Origin of the sequence: Pseudomonas sp. PONIH3 (assembly GCF_002934345.1) — a bacterium.
In the GTDB taxonomy this organism is placed as follows: domain Bacteria; phylum Pseudomonadota; class Gammaproteobacteria; order Pseudomonadales; family Pseudomonadaceae; genus Aquipseudomonas; species Aquipseudomonas soli.
Window position 1 is genome coordinate 1,135,800 of the sequence record NZ_CP026386.1, and the last position, 15,597, is coordinate 1,151,396.

19 protein-coding genes are annotated in these 15,597 nt (G+C 63.6%); 1 reads left to right on the forward strand and 18 read right to left on the reverse strand.

Features of this window, described 5'->3' with window-relative positions; genetic code table 11:
• Window positions 1-34: 34 nt before the first annotated feature.
• From C3F42_RS04990 to C3F42_RS05000, 3 genes are all read right to left on the reverse strand, one after another.
• Entirely contained in the window at window positions 35-409 is a 375-nt protein-coding gene (locus C3F42_RS04990; protein ID WP_256586270.1) for a hypothetical protein, read from the reverse strand.
• Between the two features lie 70 nt (window positions 410-479).
• Window positions 480-986: a DUF2514 domain-containing protein gene (locus C3F42_RS04995; RefSeq protein ID WP_104444091.1), complete on the reverse strand. Its 507-nt coding sequence runs from the start codon at window positions 984-986 to the stop codon at window positions 480-482.
• Window positions 983-1,429: a structural protein P5 gene (locus tag C3F42_RS05000; RefSeq protein WP_104444092.1), complete on the reverse strand. Its 447-nt coding sequence runs from the start codon at window positions 1,427-1,429 to the stop codon at window positions 983-985. Before C3F42_RS05000 ends, C3F42_RS04995 begins: the two co-directional genes overlap by 4 nt.
• A 143-nt stretch (window positions 1,430-1,572) precedes the next feature.
• Here C3F42_RS05000 and C3F42_RS05005 point away from each other — a divergent pair, with 143 nt between their 5' ends.
• On the forward strand, window positions 1,573-2,646 hold the full coding sequence (locus C3F42_RS05005) for an acyltransferase (RefSeq protein ID WP_104444093.1): 1,074 nt from the start codon (window positions 1,573-1,575) through the stop codon (window positions 2,644-2,646).
• A gap of 288 nt (window positions 2,647-2,934) precedes the next feature.
• On the opposite strand, the gene C3F42_RS05010 is transcribed toward C3F42_RS05005, so the two are convergent.
• The 15 genes from C3F42_RS05010 to C3F42_RS05080 form a co-directional block, all read right to left on the reverse strand.
• Window positions 2,935-3,357 carry a structural protein gene (locus tag C3F42_RS05010; RefSeq protein ID WP_104444094.1) on the reverse strand — a complete coding sequence of 141 codons (423 nt, stop codon included), beginning with the start codon at window positions 3,355-3,357 and terminating at the stop codon, window positions 2,935-2,937.
• A gap of 41 nt (window positions 3,358-3,398) precedes the next feature.
• Complete coding sequence (locus C3F42_RS05015; RefSeq protein ID WP_256586271.1) at window positions 3,399-3,812, reverse strand: tail fiber assembly protein; 414 nt, start codon at window positions 3,810-3,812, stop codon at window positions 3,399-3,401.
• A 1-nt stretch (window position 3,813) separates the two neighbouring features.
• Window positions 3,814-5,298 carry a hypothetical protein gene (locus C3F42_RS05020; RefSeq protein ID WP_104444095.1) on the reverse strand — a complete coding sequence of 495 codons (1,485 nt, stop codon included), beginning with the start codon at window positions 5,296-5,298 and terminating at the stop codon, window positions 3,814-3,816.
• A gap of 6 nt (window positions 5,299-5,304) precedes the next feature.
• Window positions 5,305-5,901 carry a YmfQ family protein gene (locus tag C3F42_RS05025; RefSeq protein WP_104444096.1) on the reverse strand — a complete coding sequence of 199 codons (597 nt, stop codon included), beginning with the start codon at window positions 5,899-5,901 and terminating at the stop codon, window positions 5,305-5,307.
• Complete coding sequence (locus C3F42_RS05030) at window positions 5,892-6,932, reverse strand: baseplate J/gp47 family protein (protein WP_104444097.1); 1,041 nt, start codon at window positions 6,930-6,932, stop codon at window positions 5,892-5,894. Before C3F42_RS05030 ends, C3F42_RS05025 begins: the two co-directional genes overlap by 10 nt.
• On the reverse strand, window positions 6,922-7,320 hold the full coding sequence (locus C3F42_RS05035; RefSeq protein ID WP_104444098.1) for a phage GP46 family protein: 399 nt from the start codon (window positions 7,318-7,320) through the stop codon (window positions 6,922-6,924). Before C3F42_RS05035 ends, C3F42_RS05030 begins: the two co-directional genes overlap by 11 nt.
• Window positions 7,317-7,826, reverse strand: a complete 510-nt coding sequence (locus C3F42_RS05040) for a phage baseplate assembly protein V (protein WP_104444099.1) — start codon at window positions 7,824-7,826, stop codon at window positions 7,317-7,319. The genes C3F42_RS05035 and C3F42_RS05040 overlap by 4 nt, the downstream gene beginning before the upstream one ends.
• On the reverse strand, window positions 7,823-8,935 hold the full coding sequence (locus C3F42_RS05045) for a phage baseplate assembly protein (RefSeq protein WP_104444100.1): 1,113 nt from the start codon (window positions 8,933-8,935) through the stop codon (window positions 7,823-7,825). Before C3F42_RS05045 ends, C3F42_RS05040 begins: the two co-directional genes overlap by 4 nt.
• Window positions 8,936-8,939: 4 nt before the next feature.
• Window positions 8,940-10,289, reverse strand: coding sequence for a DNA circularization protein (locus C3F42_RS05050; protein ID WP_104444101.1), 1,350 nt, complete (start codon window positions 10,287-10,289; stop codon window positions 8,940-8,942).
• Window positions 10,286-12,490, reverse strand: a complete 2,205-nt coding sequence (locus tag C3F42_RS05055; protein WP_104445282.1) for a phage tail tape measure protein — start codon at window positions 12,488-12,490, stop codon at window positions 10,286-10,288. Before C3F42_RS05055 ends, C3F42_RS05050 begins: the two co-directional genes overlap by 4 nt.
• 129 nt (window positions 12,491-12,619) lie before the next feature.
• Window positions 12,620-12,919 carry a phage tail assembly protein gene (locus C3F42_RS05060; protein ID WP_104444102.1) on the reverse strand — a complete coding sequence of 100 codons (300 nt, stop codon included), beginning with the start codon at window positions 12,917-12,919 and terminating at the stop codon, window positions 12,620-12,622.
• The gene (locus tag C3F42_RS05065; protein WP_104444103.1) at window positions 12,919-13,266 is read right to left on the reverse strand and encodes a phage tail tube protein; all 348 of its coding nucleotides are present in this window, start codon (window positions 13,264-13,266) and stop codon (window positions 12,919-12,921) included. The genes C3F42_RS05060 and C3F42_RS05065 overlap by 1 nt, the downstream gene beginning before the upstream one ends.
• A gap of 57 nt (window positions 13,267-13,323) precedes the next feature.
• On the reverse strand, window positions 13,324-14,820 hold the full coding sequence (locus C3F42_RS05070; RefSeq protein ID WP_104444104.1) for a phage tail sheath subtilisin-like domain-containing protein: 1,497 nt from the start codon (window positions 14,818-14,820) through the stop codon (window positions 13,324-13,326).
• Window positions 14,817-14,996: a DUF2635 domain-containing protein gene (locus tag C3F42_RS05075; RefSeq protein ID WP_104444105.1), complete on the reverse strand. Its 180-nt coding sequence runs from the start codon at window positions 14,994-14,996 to the stop codon at window positions 14,817-14,819. Before C3F42_RS05075 ends, C3F42_RS05070 begins: the two co-directional genes overlap by 4 nt.
• Window positions 14,993-15,592, reverse strand: coding sequence for a hypothetical protein (locus tag C3F42_RS05080; RefSeq protein WP_104444106.1), 600 nt, complete (start codon window positions 15,590-15,592; stop codon window positions 14,993-14,995). Before C3F42_RS05080 ends, C3F42_RS05075 begins: the two co-directional genes overlap by 4 nt.
• Window positions 15,593-15,597 lie beyond the last annotated feature (5 nt).

A 15,597-nucleotide genomic window follows, 5' to 3' on the forward strand; every position in this document is an offset into this window, starting at 1 on the left:
CTGATCGCGCTGCGGCGCATCAAGCCCTAAGCCTCTAGCCCTCAAGCGGCATCCACATGACACATCCCCCTGCCGCTTGGGCGATCAACCAGTCATGTTCACGCTTGCCGAAAGGCCTGGGCATACCAATAGACTCTCGATAGGCATACTGATGGGTGACCTTCAGTTCCAGCGCAGTAGGTGTTGCCTCTCCCAGCTTACCTTTGCTCAGCCCCTCCAAAGCGCCCGTTAATGCGAGATGTTGTTTAACTCCATCATCACTGTCTTCCAAAATGGATACAGCAATAAACGCAGCATTCGCACAACGATCCACTTTCAGTACCTGCGGCTTTGCACTGTCCATTTCGAAATTCGAACCTTGAGCAACGGTTGACAAACACAGTGCAGCACACATGAACAAACTACGCATCGACTACGTCCTTTAGACCTGAGCAGAGCAAAATACTTACTCCTCCACACCTACCTCGAACGACCGAGGTCTATCCTGGCGGCTTAACCAGCGCATTATAGGATTTCTCACAGGCAAGCCCAGCTATTCTGGCGCGGTCAAACGCTGCCGCCAGCTCTCGATTCGTTTCGACAGACCTGTTGAGCAGGTCGGAGAGCACCATGGCGGCGCGGCGGGCTGCCTCGCTTCGAGCGGCAAAGGCGGGATCCTGGCCGGGGCAACCGACGGCGGCAGCGAGTTTGCCGGCTTCGTCGTGCAGCCGCTGGCCAGCAGCATCAGCCCCAGCAGCAGCGCCTTCAGCGACTGTTCGTTGTTCCTGAGCATGCGCCCTCACCTCCTCTTGCGCTTCGACGCGCTGTTGCTCCTTTGCCCGCTCCCCTCGCTCACCCAGCACCTCAGCCAGGCGGTCGCCACTGTCCCGCTGCGCTGATGCCGCTGTAGCCTCGGCACGCTCCACAGATCGACCGTGCTGATAGACGAGCCAGTACGAACCGACCATTGCCAGCAGCGCAATCACGCGAATGGCCCAGCCATTCACTCCAGCGCCCTCCGCACGTCCTCATTAATGACCGCGCCCTTGTACGGGCTTTCGCCGTTCTCGTGGATAATGATGCTCTCCACGAACAGCTTGGAGAGGTTCTTGATGTCGATCGGGTCGGTGACGCGCGCCCCCAGACGCTTAGCCACAGCGGCTGCATAGGCCTGGGTGTCAGTCCCATTGCTCGGCGCCCAGCAGTTAATAGTCTCCACCACCGTGTCGATATCCTTCCCATCCACGCCGGGCATGCTGTCCCCACCCCGGTAGTTGATCAGCAGCTTGCCCAGAGCGCGGATAGCGTTCTCGGGCGAGGCGAAACGGGCGAAGCGCGGCTTGGCCACGCTCACTTCGACACCAAACTGCCCCTGCCAGGCGTTGCGGGAGTTGCAGTCGATGTTGCCGGGGTTGTTATTGCGTACACCGCGTGCGGTGGATGGGGACATGGGTTTTCTCCAGGCGAAAAAAGCCCGCGACTTGTCGGGCGCGCAGCCAAAGTCACCGATAGTATCTGGAAGCGAAATTTTGGTATGATTGCCATTTGATCAAAAAAATCGACCTTGAGAATTTCTAAGGAAGGGACTGCCACGTGAGCAACACACTGACCATTGGTCAATCTACGACACTTAACGCAATACGAGCACTGGCGGCATTTGCCGTACTTGTTGGCCATACACTATCGGGCGTCACACCTATAAGTTGGTTTGGCAAAATAATGCCCTTTCAGAGCTTAGCGGTAGTAGTATTTTTCTGGCTATCAGGATTTCTAATTACCTATCATTGCCTGACCCGCAAAAAATACAGTTTTAGTGAGTACATGATTGACAGATTCAGCAGAATTTATGTCCTGTACGTTCCTGCACTAATAATTTCCTTCGTGGTTTTTGTTCTATTTATTGGCCGGACTGCCCCAACAGCCTGGGACTGGATTGGCCACCTACTGCAGTTGCAGCACACGCCATTTGCACGAATGATAGAAGGCATACCACCAATTGCCGTATTTGGTGGCAATACCGTTCTCTGGACAATTGCCGTTGAGTGGTGGCTGTACGTATTCTTCGGCATCGCTTTCTTCTGGCGTGACATGTCCGCTGTTGAGCGAATGTTTGCTACTGTTCTCGCCATCCCTGCAACTTTGGTAGTTGGGTACTTCACGATTTGGGAGTCGGTAGCGTGGGAGTGGTTCCTGGGTGCCGCTTTTGCATACATTTACGTATTCATGCCTCGGGTAAACTGGAAGCAAGTACTCGTTCCGCTTGCAGCTGTAATATTCGGCCTGCTGTGGAGATTCAAAAAGCTTTCCCTTGCTAGCCACATGAATATGTATGATCAGCAGCTTTTGCTTCTCTCTGGTGTGGCCATGATGTTCATTATCCTTGCAAGCACCAATCTTCGCGTTTCTACTCCTGTTAAGTGGATTGCTACCAAAGGCGCGTTCCTGTCGTATGCAATGTACCTGACGCATGAGCCAATCCGGGTGCTGCTGAGCACGCAAATTAACTCTGCAAAGCCTATCAATGCTTGGCTATCAATCCTTATCTGCGTTCTGTTCTCGGCAGTCTGCGCATGGCTGCTAGAAGATAAGCACTTGACCCTGCGCAAGTGGCTAAAAAAGAAGATCGCACCGCGCGAAACACCTCTTACTGCGTCGTCGACTTCGTAGCTTCCTAGCACAATACATATCATTAAAAAGCCCGCTTATCGCGGGCTTTTTATTAAAATTTAACTACGGCACTCCTGGGATGGAAGCACTACGCTTTTATCATACTGAGAGTTTAAAATTGTGTGAAATACAATACCGTGGAGTTGAAAATCCGTATTCGCCCTCACCTCCTCTTGCGCATCGATGCGCCGTTGCTCTTTGTGAGCCCCACAGATCGACCGTGCTGGTACACGAGCCAATACGACCCGGCCACCGCTAGCACTGCAGTCACCCGCACGCCCCAGCTATTCAAGCTAACGCCCTCCGCAGGCCTTCCGCGAATACGGCCGGCGGGTACTCGTAATTCGCGTTTTCGTGCTTGATGATCGCATGCACAAGGCCGCCCAGGACCTGCTGGCTCTTGATGTCCTTGATCGGATCGCTCGGGGAAAGACCGCAACGCTGCGCCACGGTGCGGATGTAGACATCGGTGTCGTTCTCTACCTCCGGTGCCCAGCGTTTGATGATCGCCGCCACAGTGCGCAGGCTGTGCTTGCTGTAGTAAGTCTGCAACAGCTTGCCGAGCGCACGAATGCCATTCTCCGGCGTGTCGAAGATGCAGAATCGGCCGCCGGGCTCTTTACCGATCTGGCCAACCCAGTTGTTGGCGGGGTTGAAATCGATGTTTCCCGGGTTGCGATTGCGCACACCGCGGGGAAGCAATTTGGTCATGGTTTTCTCCAGGCAAGAAAAAGCCCCGTCAGTGCGGGGCTTTAAGATGACGTTGCGATTGCGTCGGGTGACGGCGGCCACTCGACTTGCTCAGGGAACCCCGATTGCTGCTCGATTCGGTTCAGTTCTACGCGGTGGAGCTTCCAGGCTTTCAGCGTTGTTCGCTCATGATCGGTGGCCGCATCCAGGTCAACCGCATCCTGATACGGTGCCATGCGCGCCGTGGCAAGGCTCAACAGGCGGTCACGCTGGGCGAGCGCAGAGACGCGCAGCTCTTCGACCGTCGGCGGCACCTCTTCCGGAGGCGGCGGCCAGCCAACCGAGAAACCACCCTCGACCGATACCGCCTTGCCCAGCACCATACCTTCGATGGCCTCTTGATACTGCTCGTCGCTGATTTCGATTCCGCCTGGCAGCGGGTCCGTGGAGACTGTGTTGTATTGCGCGTATGGCATATCACTTGATCCTCATGTAGTACGTTACGCCAATGTTTTTTGCACGGGTTTCCAGGCCCACGCGCGGCGTTCCGTTCACGCCATCACTCACCAGCGCCGTCTTGGTCGCGTTCATCGCTGACGCCCCCCAGCTGTCAAACGATGGCCCGTTGGCTCCGTTGCCGGTCGCTGCCGGCAACGTATGACCCTGAAACTGGTCCTGCTCCACGATGCCCGATTGACCACCCCGCAACACCCGCCGCTCGGTGTTGATCAGGTAAACCGCATGAGTATTCATCGGGCTACCTGCAAGAGCGACGGATGCAAACGACACCAACAGCGGCGCCGTGCCAGACACGACTTCATTTGTCAGCACGCCATTGTTGTAGGGGTCACCAGCTGTCAACTTGATGTATCGATAGGCGCGGTCAGTTGGCGGGATGGGAACCGAAGCGCTGCTGTCGAAGATCGGAATAGGCACACCAATAGGCATCGTCGCCCACGGGTCGTAGACCATGGCCTCCAGCGCCTGGCCCTGCGCCTTGGTATAGGCGTCGAGAATTCCATAAGCGGCCAACGTGGCCCCCTTGTCAGCCTTCCCCGCCACTTGGTTGATGAGGGTCGTAGCAAAGTTGGGGTCGTTGCCAAACATCGCGGCAATTTCATAGATGGTGTCCAGCGCGGCAGGTGCCGAGCCGACTAGAGACGCAATGGCCTTATCAACCGTGTTGGCCACGAACAGACAGTTGGCCAGCTGGGAGGTTCTTGTTCCCAGGTTAGCGGTCTCTGCGGTCGGCGTCCCGGAAAACGCCGGACTGACCAGGGACGCCTTGTTAGCATCAATCCATGACCTGGTATAGGCATCGAGAATGCCGAAGCCGGCAAGCGTTGTAGGGTTCGCGCCCGCTGTAACACGTCCGAATGCATCCGTCGTCACCTGCCGATAAGTGCCGGCGGCTACTCCGGTTCGCCCGCTGGTCATGGCGAAGGTCAGCGCCGTGGTACCGACCTGCGGCGGCAGCGTGTTGGCCAGCTGCCACAGGGTGCCGGCGTATGCGGTGCCGGCCTGGACGATGATCAGGTGACCCGGGGTGCATTCAGCGTCTTCGTTCGCATCCAACGCCCGTGACCATGCATTGGCGGACGCCGTGTAGATCCAGTTCTGCGCGGCGTTGGCCTGATCCTTCACCAGCACCCGGTCACCAGCCACCAGGGCCACGCCGTCAATCGTCTGCAGGCCGGACAGGGCAATTGGCCCCGTAGTCGCCACACGCACGGCGCGCTTGATGTCACTGGCAGCAAGGCCCTGAATTGCCTGCAGCAGCTGCGCGTTGTTGTCTTCACTCGGCACAAGGCCGGCGGCCTTGATCACAGCCAACAGCTCATCGGTGACTGCGTTGCCCCAGGCGGATGGGATCAACGAGCCCGGCAGGCCAGTGCTGACGTTTTCGTCCACGAACTTGCCGCCGACCAGGCCGACATTGGGAATGCGTTTCGGGTAGTCCATATCGCGTTATCCGTAGGTAATGGTTTCAAGGGTGTGCGCCGGGGCGGCGCGGCTGACCAGGCACTCCAGCGCGCCGTTGGCGGCACCGCCGAAGGTCTGGCCCCAATGGCTGAATCCGAAGCGGCTGCCTTGGGCCAGGCGCGGCCCCGTCTCCAGGGTCCACATGAATTGCGCGCCCCAGGTGCCGAAGCGGGCCGAGCCGAAGCGCGACCGACCGAAGCGCGGCGCCCGGTGCTCGACCACGCGGGCATTGCGGTAGCCCAGCGAGAAAGCCAGCTCCACGAAGTAGGCCGGCGTCTGCCCGCCGACTTCCAGCAGCCGGCGGCGCACGGCCAATTGCCGATCGGCAAACACCGGTGAGTCGCCCATGCAGGGGTCAGGCAGGTGCATGACCCGCTCCCAATCGGGGACCAGTTCGCGCACCGTGGAGGGCTCGCTCTCGGCCAGCAGGTCGGCGGCGCGGCGATCCTCGGTGGCCAGCTCCTGGGCCGCCGCCTGCAGCACCTGGTCAACGCCGGGGTTGAATTCACGATCCCAGGCTGGCCCCGGCGGCAACAGGGCGCACAAGTGGGCGTAGTAGTCCGCTACCGTCCTCACGACCACAGCACACCCCCATAGGTCAGCAGCTCATTAGGGGCGGCCTGCACGTCGCCGGCAGGACTGATGACCTTGTGATCGCGCTCACCCGTGGCGCCGCTGATAGCCTCGGCAATGTGGGTGGCCAGCAGCGTGGCGCCCAGCGCCGATTCACGGTTGTGCAGGTCCACCAGGGCGGCTTCCACGGCGCGCCGTACCGCGCTGCTGTCCGGGGTGACTGTAAGCTGGTACTGCACCGACTTCTCTGCCGGTGGCAGCACGTACACCTCGGCCGTGACGGGCCGCTCCTGCTCGATGTAGGCGGCCACGGCAGCGATGGCTTCGGCGTTCGGGATGATGTCGATATCGCCGTCGCGCACGAAGAACACCCCTACCGTGCCCGGCCCCATCCAGTGCCGCACCACCCAGGCCCGGGTTACCCCGGCAACCTCCAGCGCCCAGGTTTCGTAATCGCTCTTGCTGCCGCCGTGCGCAATGACGCGGTACGAACGAATCACCCGAGCGCGCAGCGCCTCGATACTCTCTTGCTCGGTGCCACCGGTCAGGCCCGGCGCTGCCACGGTGAACGTGTCATTGACGCCCAGCACCGGCGACACTACGCGCAGCGGGGTGCCGGCGGGCGTGTTGCCCAGCTCGCCAGGCTCCAGGGCCTCGACCTGGGCGACGCCTTCGGTGCCGGCCAACTTGACCGAGGCCCGTACCCTGAACAGCACCTGGTCATCGCGCTGCAGCAACGTGCCGGCATCGAGCAGCGCCGAAGCGGCGCCGGTGAAGGTGGCCGCCCCGCTCGCCTTCACGGCCTCCAGGCGGCCGCGCTTGAGCCGCGCCTGGGCCATACGCAGCAGGGTTTCGTCGTCGGCCGTGTCCGGCAGGATCTGGTCGGCAATGTAGCGCTGGTGACCGTAGCGGCCGGACGACGCCGCGCCCAGTACGCGGGCCAGCACCTCGGCGTCGGAGCGGACAAGAGCGCTACCGCCGGCCAAGTCGGCCTGCGCCCTGGCCACCAGGGCGGGCAGTGTTGGGATTTCAAACGGCATTGATCACCTGCCACAGGTTGTCTAGTTGAACATCGATCACCGGGCCATCGCGCAGGCCGACCCGCACCTGCATGTCGAGGCGGTCGACCTTGCGCGACGCCGTTACCGTAACGGCGCTCACCCGGTCGTCATCCACCGCCCACTGCAACGCCTCGCGGGCGAACGCCTCAGCCGTGCGCACCGTGTCGTCGGTCAGCGTGCGCCGGCGCAGCTGCCACAGGCGGGAGCCAATCCGGTCATTGGCCAGGGTCGGGAACGTGTCGCCCCACCAGCCGTAACGCTGGTCATCGTCCAGCAGGTCGCCGGCCTCGGCGCGCCGCCAGGTCAACAGGCTGATCACCACGGCGCGCTGCCAGGCGCGTTCGGACTCGGCATCGAGCAGCGTCATGCCGTCACCACCGGCTTACCGCTCTGCTGGTTACCTTTCGCCACGCCCTCATGCGGGTGGTTGACCTGGCTGACGCCGGCGGCGATCTGGTCGCCCTCGGAAACGATCTGGCCCGTGGTGCGGATCACCGGCGTATCGAACTCCACGGCCTTCTCGGCCTTGACCTTGAGCGTCAGCGTCTGGATCTCAATCACGCGGCCACGCTTGAAGTGCAGGCAATCGCCCTCGTCGGTGTACACGGCCACCTCGCCGCTCTTGAGCGCCTGCAGGCGAAAGCGCCGGTCGGCGACGCACACGACCACCCCATGGGAGCGGTCGCCGCCCAGGAACGCCGCCAGCGCCTCGGCGCCGGGCAGCGGGTTGGACGTAAAGCCGTAGGGCTCGAAGTGCTCCATGCCGTCTTTTACTTCGTCGGCGGTAAGGCGCATCTGCAGGCCCTGCAGCTTGCGGCCAGCATCGACCAGGGCGACCACGCCTCGGGCGAGAAAATTTCTCATGGGTTTCATTGGCCAGGCTTCCAGTCGGCGGGGATCAGGTATTCGAAGTTGTCGGCCTTGCCGCCCTTCTTGAGCTTGCGCGACTTGTGCGGGTCTTTCGGCTCAGGGTCGAAGCCATCCGGCGGGCCTACCACGATGTTGGCCACGGTGCCGGCGTCATCGAGCACGTACTCGATTTCGCTGATGAGCATGTCGCGGTCGATGCCGATCAGCGGGTCGACCACGCGCACGATCATGTTCGGCACCCACAGGGCGCCGGTGGACTGCCGCCACCCTTGAATCTTGTAACGCAGTGTCAGCGCCTTGCCCATGCGGCTCCCGCGCTCCCAGTTGGCCCGCGCCTGGGCCAGCTCCGGGGTCATCTGGCCACTTTCGTGGATCAGCAGCACCCGGCGCCGGGTGGCGCGCGGATCGGTGACGCCGGCCTTCACTTCGCTGGCCGCCGCGCCGTAGTCAGTGTCGGTGCCCGAGCGCTGACCGGTAACGCGGTACTCGGAAAACACCCCCGAAAAATCCAGCTCAGCGCTGCCGGTCAACAGGTTCTGTCCCAGTTCCAGGCGGTCGACGGCACGGCCGGCGCTGCCCGGTTTGATGATCACCACCCGCCCCCGGGCGTCATCGGTCGACAGCAGCCGCGAAAGCGTCAGCAGGCGGTCGATGGACTCGAAGGCAGTTTCGCCCGGTTCTATCTGGTGGTCGGCCAGCTTGGTGGTTTCCGCCACCTCACTCAGCACCCGCACCTCGTAGGGCTCGGCCAGCGCCTGCACGATCTTCTGCACGCTCTGCCCGCGCCACTGGCCGGGCTTGTTCACCGCCGAGCAGTCCACCAGGTCGGCAGTCAGCGAACGGCCGGCGACCGAGCGTTCGACGCTGCGGGCGTCGTAGCTGATCGGCGTGCCGAACACCCAACCCGTCAGCACCAGGTCGGCACCGATCCGCACTTCGCAGCGGTCGCCCTGGCGCACCGGGATTTCCTGCACCTGGCCCGGCCAGCTCCACGTCACACCCAGGCGAAAATCCCGGGCCTGGCGTTCGATACCGGCGCTGATGCTGACTTTCTTCCAGCCGCGATAATCCAGGCCGTTCACGCTCAGCGTGACAGCGTTTTGATGATCCATGGTTTCACTCTCGGGCGATGGTCAGCGCGCCCACGGGCAGGAAGCCCGGGTGCTGCACCTTGTTACGCGTAACGATTTCCTCGGCGCGGGTGGCATCGCCGTAGCGCTGGTACGCCAGCACCACCGCCGGCAGACTTTCCCGCGTGGTCACTTCACTCAGCCGCACGCCGGCGCGGGCCACTTCGGTCAGGTGCGCCCGCACCTGGTTGCGCACCACCTCCAGCCGCTCGACATGCTCGACCGGCGACGCCAGGGCGGCCAGCCACAGGGCGTCGCTGATGGCGTCACGCAGCGCGACCACGTCTGCAGTCACCGGCACCTCGGGGCGCTGAATCGGGGCCACCACCTGCTGCTCCAAGGTGGCGAAGCCGGTCAACGGCTCGGGCGCCTGCACCACCGGCATGGCCACCGCCTCGCGCACGGCCAACACGATCAGCGCGTCGCGCACCAGCTCGCGGGCAGCGGTGACCACGGCGGCGGTGTCGGTTCCTCCGGCCGGTGGCGGCGCGTTGGCCAACTGGCGGGCCTGCTCCACCTGGCCGGTGATGGCCCGGCCGGACTCGGCGAAGCTGGAAAACTCCGGCGTCGCCTCGGGCAGCGCCGCGACGGTGCGGGCAAACTCCGGATCGGCCTCCAGGCTGGCCGAGTCGCCGCCGCTGGACGGCCCCCAGCGATAGCCCGATGACCGTGAACTGCCGCCGACACTGGCGAACTGCCCTCGGATCATCGCCGCGAAGTTGCCCGGGGCGTTGATCAGCATGTCAGCCAGCGCCTCCACCGAGCTGACCAGACCCGTCAGTTGGCGAAGCTCCGAGGCAATGGCCATCTGCACCCCGGCCACACCGTTCTGCAGCGCGACCACGGCCAGGCGCGCCCGGTTGACCACCGCCATCGCGGCCTTGTACCGGGCAATCGCCGATTCCAGCAGGCTTTCCGATGAGTCCTCCAGCTGCCGCGCCGTGTTCGGCACGCCGGCAGGAAAGCCCTTCTCGCCGTCCTCCACAAACACCAGGTCAAAGCGGACCATGCCGCCTTCACGGCGCTCATGGCTGACGCTACAGACCGTCGCGGTGGCCGTCAGCCGGCCATACCAGGGGTGGACCAGCTCGCCCGCCCCGGGCTTGTCCAGGGCGTTGAGCAGGTTGTCACGCTGGAAATAGCAGTCCTCCCCGATTACGAAGGCGGCCAGCTTGATTTCCCGCGTGACGCGGCCCAGGTCTTCCACCAGCGGCTTGTCCCGCTGCGGATACTCATGCGTCTGTGTGCGCCGTCCCGCCGGCATGCTGTCGTTGTCGACGTGGAACGGCACGCCCCGGAATGAGGCCGGGTGCAGCTGATCCCGCCAGGTACTCATGACGCCCTCCCCAAGGATCGGTAGCCCACTTGCGGGCTGACCTGCAGCCCGGGTTGATTGGTGTCGGCCTGCTCCACCCGCATGCCCGGCGGTGCGTTGTCGAAGCGCACGACCATTTGCCCTTCCAGCTGGGCTTTGCTTGCCTGGGTCGCCTGCTGCACCAGGGAACCCCGCGACGCGGCCAGGGCACCGGGTGCCGGCGCCGACAGACTGGTTTGCCCAGGACGCGACAGCAGGCCCATTTCAGCGCGTTTCGCCGCCTCCTGCGGGGTCAGCCCTTTGGCCAGGCTTTCTTGTGCATGCTCGGCCATCTGCGAGGCCGACAGCGGCATCGCCGCCCACGGTCCCGGCTGATTCGGCGCACGCATCAGGCTGGCCACGCTGGTGGCTTCGGGCATCAGTTGCACCGGCTGCGTCATCGGCTTGACCAGCGCCCCCGGTACCGGCTCGCCGGCAGCGTTGCGCGCCTTCTGCTGCTCGGCCCAGTCGTTGACCTTGGCCGTCGCCGCGCTGATCACGCCGTCGCCGCTCGACTCACTGTCAAAGCCCAGGAATTTCATCATGGGCTCGATGATGGGTCGCAGCTTGTCCCAGATCCCCTTGAAAAAGCCGGTGATGGGCTCCCAGTGCTTGATGATCAAACCCAGCGGCGACCAGTCAAAGACCGACTTGAGGAAGTCGAAGAACGGCACCGACAGGGCTTTGACCAGTTCCCACAGCGCGCCGAAGAACGCCGTCAGCGGCTCCCAGTTGGCGACGATCTGGCCCAGCGGTGACCAGGCGAAAGCGGTTTTCATCCACTCCCACACCGCCATCGCCGGGGCCTTGATCTTGTCCCATACCGCTTGGAAGTACGGCGCCACGGTCGACCAGTTGGCAATCAGCACACCGGCGGCAATGGCGATACCCCGGACGATCATGCCCACCGGGCTCATGCTCGCGACCCCGTTCATCAGGGCCAGCGCCGCCGAGGCCCCGGCCGTGGCCAAGCGCAGTACGGTGAAGCCCACCGCCGCACCCAGCAGCCCTTTGATCAGCCAGGGATGCGCCCCGGCCAAGCTGGTCACGCCGCTGATGATCGGCCCCACCGTCGCCATGAAGTCGTTGAGCGGGGGCAGCAGCATGCTACCGACCGTGATACCCAGGCGGGTCACCCGGTTCTGCAACAGTTGCATGGCGTTGGCCGTGGTTTCCGACCGCGACTTGTACTCGGCTTCCATCGAGCCGGCATAGGCCGTGGCGTCGCCCACCTTCGTCAGGTTGCCACTCAGCAACTGCAGGTTGGTCACCAGTGGCGTAATGGCCGCCACCGACTCGCTGCCAAACAGATTGGTCAGCAGCGCCGGACGCTTGGCCGCGTCCACCTGGGAGATCCGCTTGAGCAGGTCCAACATGGTCGCCTGGGAATCTTTCTGCATCGCTTCCGCGACCTGCTTGGAATCCAGGCGCAACGACTTGAAGGCCTCGGCCTGCGACTTGGTGGCCGCCGAACCCTTGGTCATCGCCAACATGAAGTTTTTGATGCCGGTCGCCGCCACGTCCTGCTTGACGCCGACGCCGGCCATGGTCGCGCCGATGGCCGCCACCTGCGCGGATGACAGCCCCGCCACCTCGCCCAGCGCGCCCACTTCGGTAATGATCGCGGAAATTTGCTTGGTGTTCGCCGGCCCGGTGTTGCCCAGGTAGTTGATCCGGTCGGCCAGCGCGACCACCTCCGTCTGGTTCATGCGGAACGCCGTCCGCCACTTCGCCATCATTTCCCCGGACTCCGAGGCCGTCTGATCGAAGGCGACGCCCATTTTCACGGCGTCTTCGGCGAACTGGTTCAGCTCTTCCCGGGCAATGCCGGACTGGCCGCCGGCGGCGACAATCTGCGCGATGCCCTCAGCCGCCATGGGCAGCCGCTCGGACAGGTTCAGCACGTCGTCGCTCATGGCCTTGAACTGGGCCGGTGACTCGAAGTTGACCACCTTCTTGACGTCGGCCATGGCGCTTTCAAAACCGATAGCCGCCTTCACACCCATGACGAACGGGGCCGCAATCGCCCCGCCCTGCAGGGCCTCACCGAAGGTGATCTTGCCAAGGCCCGAGCTGTTCAACTGCTTGCGCAGCACTGCGGCGTTTTTGCGAACACCGTTAAGCACCGGTGACAGCTTGTCGACGCCGGTAATCAGCGCCTTGAGTTGGAATTTATCCGCCACCGCCTCCCCCATTCAGCGCGTTAATGCGCCACGCGTTTTCCTCACTCTCGAACAACGTGTCGAGGGTCCAGCCCAGCACCTCGCCCGGGGTGGCTTTCCACCACCAGGCAAGGTCGTAGGCCAGCTCGGTCAGGCCGCCGACTGCTTCGAATCTTGGGGCATGAAAAAACCCACGATCAGCCAGCCGATGGTGTTCAGGTCAGCAAGGTCCAGCTGGTTCACCGAACTGGCCGGGATGGCAGCGCAGATCGCGATGTACTTACCGACCGCTTCGACCTCCATGATCGGGTGGCCGCTCTCACCAACGACGTAGGGCAACGCCTTGATTGCGCGGCACTCCTGCACGGTCGGGCGGCGCAAGGTCAGTTCGGTGACCTCTTCACCATGGGCCTGGATTGGGGTAGCGAGGGTGTGAGTTACAGTGGTCATTACTGCCAGTCTCCTTGGATGCCTTCGAATTTGAGCGAGACCTTGGCGTCATCGCCGGTCACTTTGATTTCTTCCACCAGATACGCGCCGCTCAGCACGTACACCGAGCCGTCGGCCAGCTCGGCGGTGATGGTCATGCTGATCCCGTTGGCCAGCTTGGCCCGGGGGAAGTTGGGGGTTTTCACCGCGTCGACCACCACATAGGGGATCAGGTCTTCTTCCTTGAAGTAGCCCCGCGTGATCGTTTCGCGCTTTGTGTCCGACAGCGGGCATTCCACGCCGCCGGTGATCACCAGCTGATCACCGTCGACCTTCACAAAGCAGGTGCCCGCGACTTTCTGACCCATAAAGGGCACTCCCATAAAAAAGCCCGCACTGGGCGGGCTGGGGTTGAACGATGAGGGTTACGCCGCGTCCGGGTACTGCAGGCGGAACTGGTACAGCAGCGCGAACACTCGCAGCTGGTTCACCAGGTCCGGCGGGAACAGCACACTCAGGCGGTTCGGGTTCTTCGGGTCGCGCTCCACGATCAGGTACTGATTGAACGCCTCGGCGTTCTCGACAATGCCCTCACGCTCAAGCGCGCCATAGGCCGCGATCAGCTCGCCGCGAATCACCTTCGGCGTGACGATGGACTGGCCAGGGCCGAAGCGCGTCCCGTCGTTGGCCAGCTTGTGACGGCCGTACTTGCTGGTGATGATGCTGCGCAGGTAGCGAATCACGTAGGCCGACTGGTGCAGCGTCTCGCTGTCCAGATAGGAGTCATCCGGCTGGCCGTAGGCGTTACGCTGGTAGGTCGTAACGGCCCGCTCGATGCGGTAGCTGCCGCCGTTGTAGACGGCGGTGGCCACCCCGCTGGTCAGCAGCGATTGCCGCTCGGTCAGGGTAAAACGGTCACTCGCCTGCGCCGGGTCGATGCCCGTCAACGCGCCGGTCTGCGTCGGTCGCGCCGGGTCGGCACTGATGAACACAGCGGTACGTGCCGCCCAGGCCGCCGCCACTTCCCACGCCGGCTGCGGCACGCCGCGCTCGAAGCCATGCACGGAGACATGCGGATCGTTGCGCAGGCGCCCAGCGGCGACCAGCTGGCCCAACGTGCCGCGCTGCGCGCTGTACACATGGCCATAGAGCTGCTTCGCCCAGGACCAGCGGCCGGCGCTGTCGTCCATGGCGGTTTTCCAGGCGCCCAACGTGTCGGCATCGGTCCAGGGCTGGGCGATGAACTCGAATTCTTCGTCGCCCAGCGCGGCCAACGCCGCCGATACAGCCGGGGTGCCGGCGCCGTTGGTCATGGCCGTGGCCACCAGCGTCAGGCCGGCCGGCGTAGTCTCGCCATTGGCGCGCCCCAGGCGGTTCAGCTGGACTTGGATATCGTTGCCCAGCTCGCCCTTGAACTTGGCCTGCAGGGTGACCACGCCGGCGGCGGCCGTGGCCGTCACCGGCAGGTCAATGGCGGCATTGATGGCCGCCGCCAAGCTGGCCGCCACGGCCTCGGCCGAGGCCCCGACGACGGCATCGGCGCGCACACGCTGGCCAGCCACGTACAGATTGACCAGGCCGGCCGTGGCGACGCTGCCCGTTACGGTAACGGTGGCGGTCGCGGCCGCGCCGGTGGCCACCTTGAGCGGCAGACACCAGACCTCGCCGGCAACGTCGATGGCCCGCCAGCGTGCATGCATAGCGGCCAGCATCGAGCCGGTGCCGCCAATGTCCTTGGCGTCGCTGGTCTTCGACACCAGCACCAGGCGGCCGATTTCGTCGCTCTCGGCATCGTCGTTGACCTGGCCGACGATCAGCCGGCGCAGGCTGGACCCGCCGCTGTTGGCCATGGAGTTGTCGACTTCGGCATAGAACAGCGGCACGCGAATGTCGCTCGGGATGTTGCTGAAACTGACGCTCATCGCGCTTTGCTCCCCCGGGTGGTGGTCTTCTGTTCCAGGGCGTCGCCGTCGATGATACGGCGCTCCCAATAGGCATCACGGGGCACTGCAGCCCCCTCGGCGGGCAGGTACTTGCCCGGCTGATCCGGCAGCGGGCAATCGCGCCCCGGTGCCGGCTTGAGGTGAATCGTGGTCATGGGTTCAAGTCCTCACGGATGGTGAACTCGACCCGCCCGTCTGGCCCCGAGGCCGTGACGTTGGGGTCTTTCAGGGGGTTGAGGAAGTCCAAACGGGTGTCGATGCCTTCCAGGGCTGGCAGGCCGGCCAGCTGCCATTCCTGCCAGGTCTGCGGCTTGCCTTCGCCGGTCTGCTCCCAGCGGCCGAGCTGGAAGTCGGCATAGAAGCGATAGCGGTAGACCATGCGGTCGCGGTCGAGCAGCACCAGTTGACCGCCGTCGTACAGCAGCGACCCCGATTCGTCGTCCGGCTCGAAGCCCACCAGGGCACGCCACAGCTGGGCGCGCACGTCGTGCAGCACGTCGACTACCGACTGGCCGCGCTCATCATCGGTCGGCAGCACGACACACACGTCGATGACGTCGCGCACGGCCTGGGTGTAAACGTTCTGCGCTTGCGGCTCGTCGGCCGAGTCGCCAACAGCGATCACATAGGCCGCCGGCGGCTTCATCTTGGCGCTGTCGGCGGTCGGGTCCCAATCCAGTCCGCCGGCCACGCGCCCTTCGAATCCAGGCGCATAGGCGCGCAGCTGCTCGATCACAGGCGTGATTTTCATGTCAG

Bases quoted from the DNA above. Each gene is read 5' to 3' on its own strand.
- C3F42_RS05015 (WP_256586271.1), bottom strand. From the start codon at position 3,812: ATGCCATACGCGCAATACAACACAGTCTCCACGGACCCGCTGCCAGGC.
- C3F42_RS05075 (WP_104444105.1), bottom strand. From the start codon at position 14,996: ATGACCACGATTCACCTCAAGCCGGCACCGGGGCGCGATTGCCCGCTG.
- C3F42_RS05040 (WP_104444099.1), bottom strand. From the start codon at position 7,826: ATGAAACCCATGAGAAATTTTCTCGCCCGAGGCGTGGTCGCCCTGGTC.
- C3F42_RS05050 (WP_104444101.1), bottom strand. From the start codon at position 10,289: ATGAGTACCTGGCGGGATCAGCTGCACCCGGCCTCATTCCGGGGCGTG.
- C3F42_RS05030 (WP_104444097.1), bottom strand. From the start codon at position 6,932: ATGCCGTTTGAAATCCCAACACTGCCCGCCCTGGTGGCCAGGGCGCAG.
- C3F42_RS05045 (WP_104444100.1), bottom strand. From the start codon at position 8,935: ATGGATCATCAAAACGCTGTCACGCTGAGCGTGAACGGCCTGGATTAT.
- C3F42_RS05010 (WP_104444094.1), bottom strand. From the start codon at position 3,357: ATGACCAAATTGCTTCCCCGCGGTGTGCGCAATCGCAACCCGGGAAAC.
- C3F42_RS05035 (WP_104444098.1), bottom strand. From the start codon at position 7,320: ATGACGCTGCTCGATGCCGAGTCCGAACGCGCCTGGCAGCGCGCCGTG.
- C3F42_RS04990 (WP_256586270.1), bottom strand. From the start codon at position 409: ATGCGTAGTTTGTTCATGTGTGCTGCACTGTGTTTGTCAACCGTTGCT.
- C3F42_RS05070 (WP_104444104.1), bottom strand. From the start codon at position 14,820: ATGAGCGTCAGTTTCAGCAACATCCCGAGCGACATTCGCGTGCCGCTG.
- C3F42_RS05000 (WP_104444092.1), bottom strand. From the start codon at position 1,429: ATGTCCCCATCCACCGCACGCGGTGTACGCAATAACAACCCCGGCAAC.
- C3F42_RS05060 (WP_104444102.1), bottom strand. From the start codon at position 12,919: ATGACCACTGTAACTCACACCCTCGCTACCCCAATCCAGGCCCATGGT.
- C3F42_RS05065 (WP_104444103.1), bottom strand. From the start codon at position 13,266: ATGGGTCAGAAAGTCGCGGGCACCTGCTTTGTGAAGGTCGACGGTGAT.
- C3F42_RS05020 (WP_104444095.1), bottom strand. From the start codon at position 5,298: ATGGACTACCCGAAACGCATTCCCAATGTCGGCCTGGTCGGCGGCAAG.
- C3F42_RS05080 (WP_104444106.1), bottom strand. From the start codon at position 15,592: ATGAAAATCACGCCTGTGATCGAGCAGCTGCGCGCCTATGCGCCTGGA.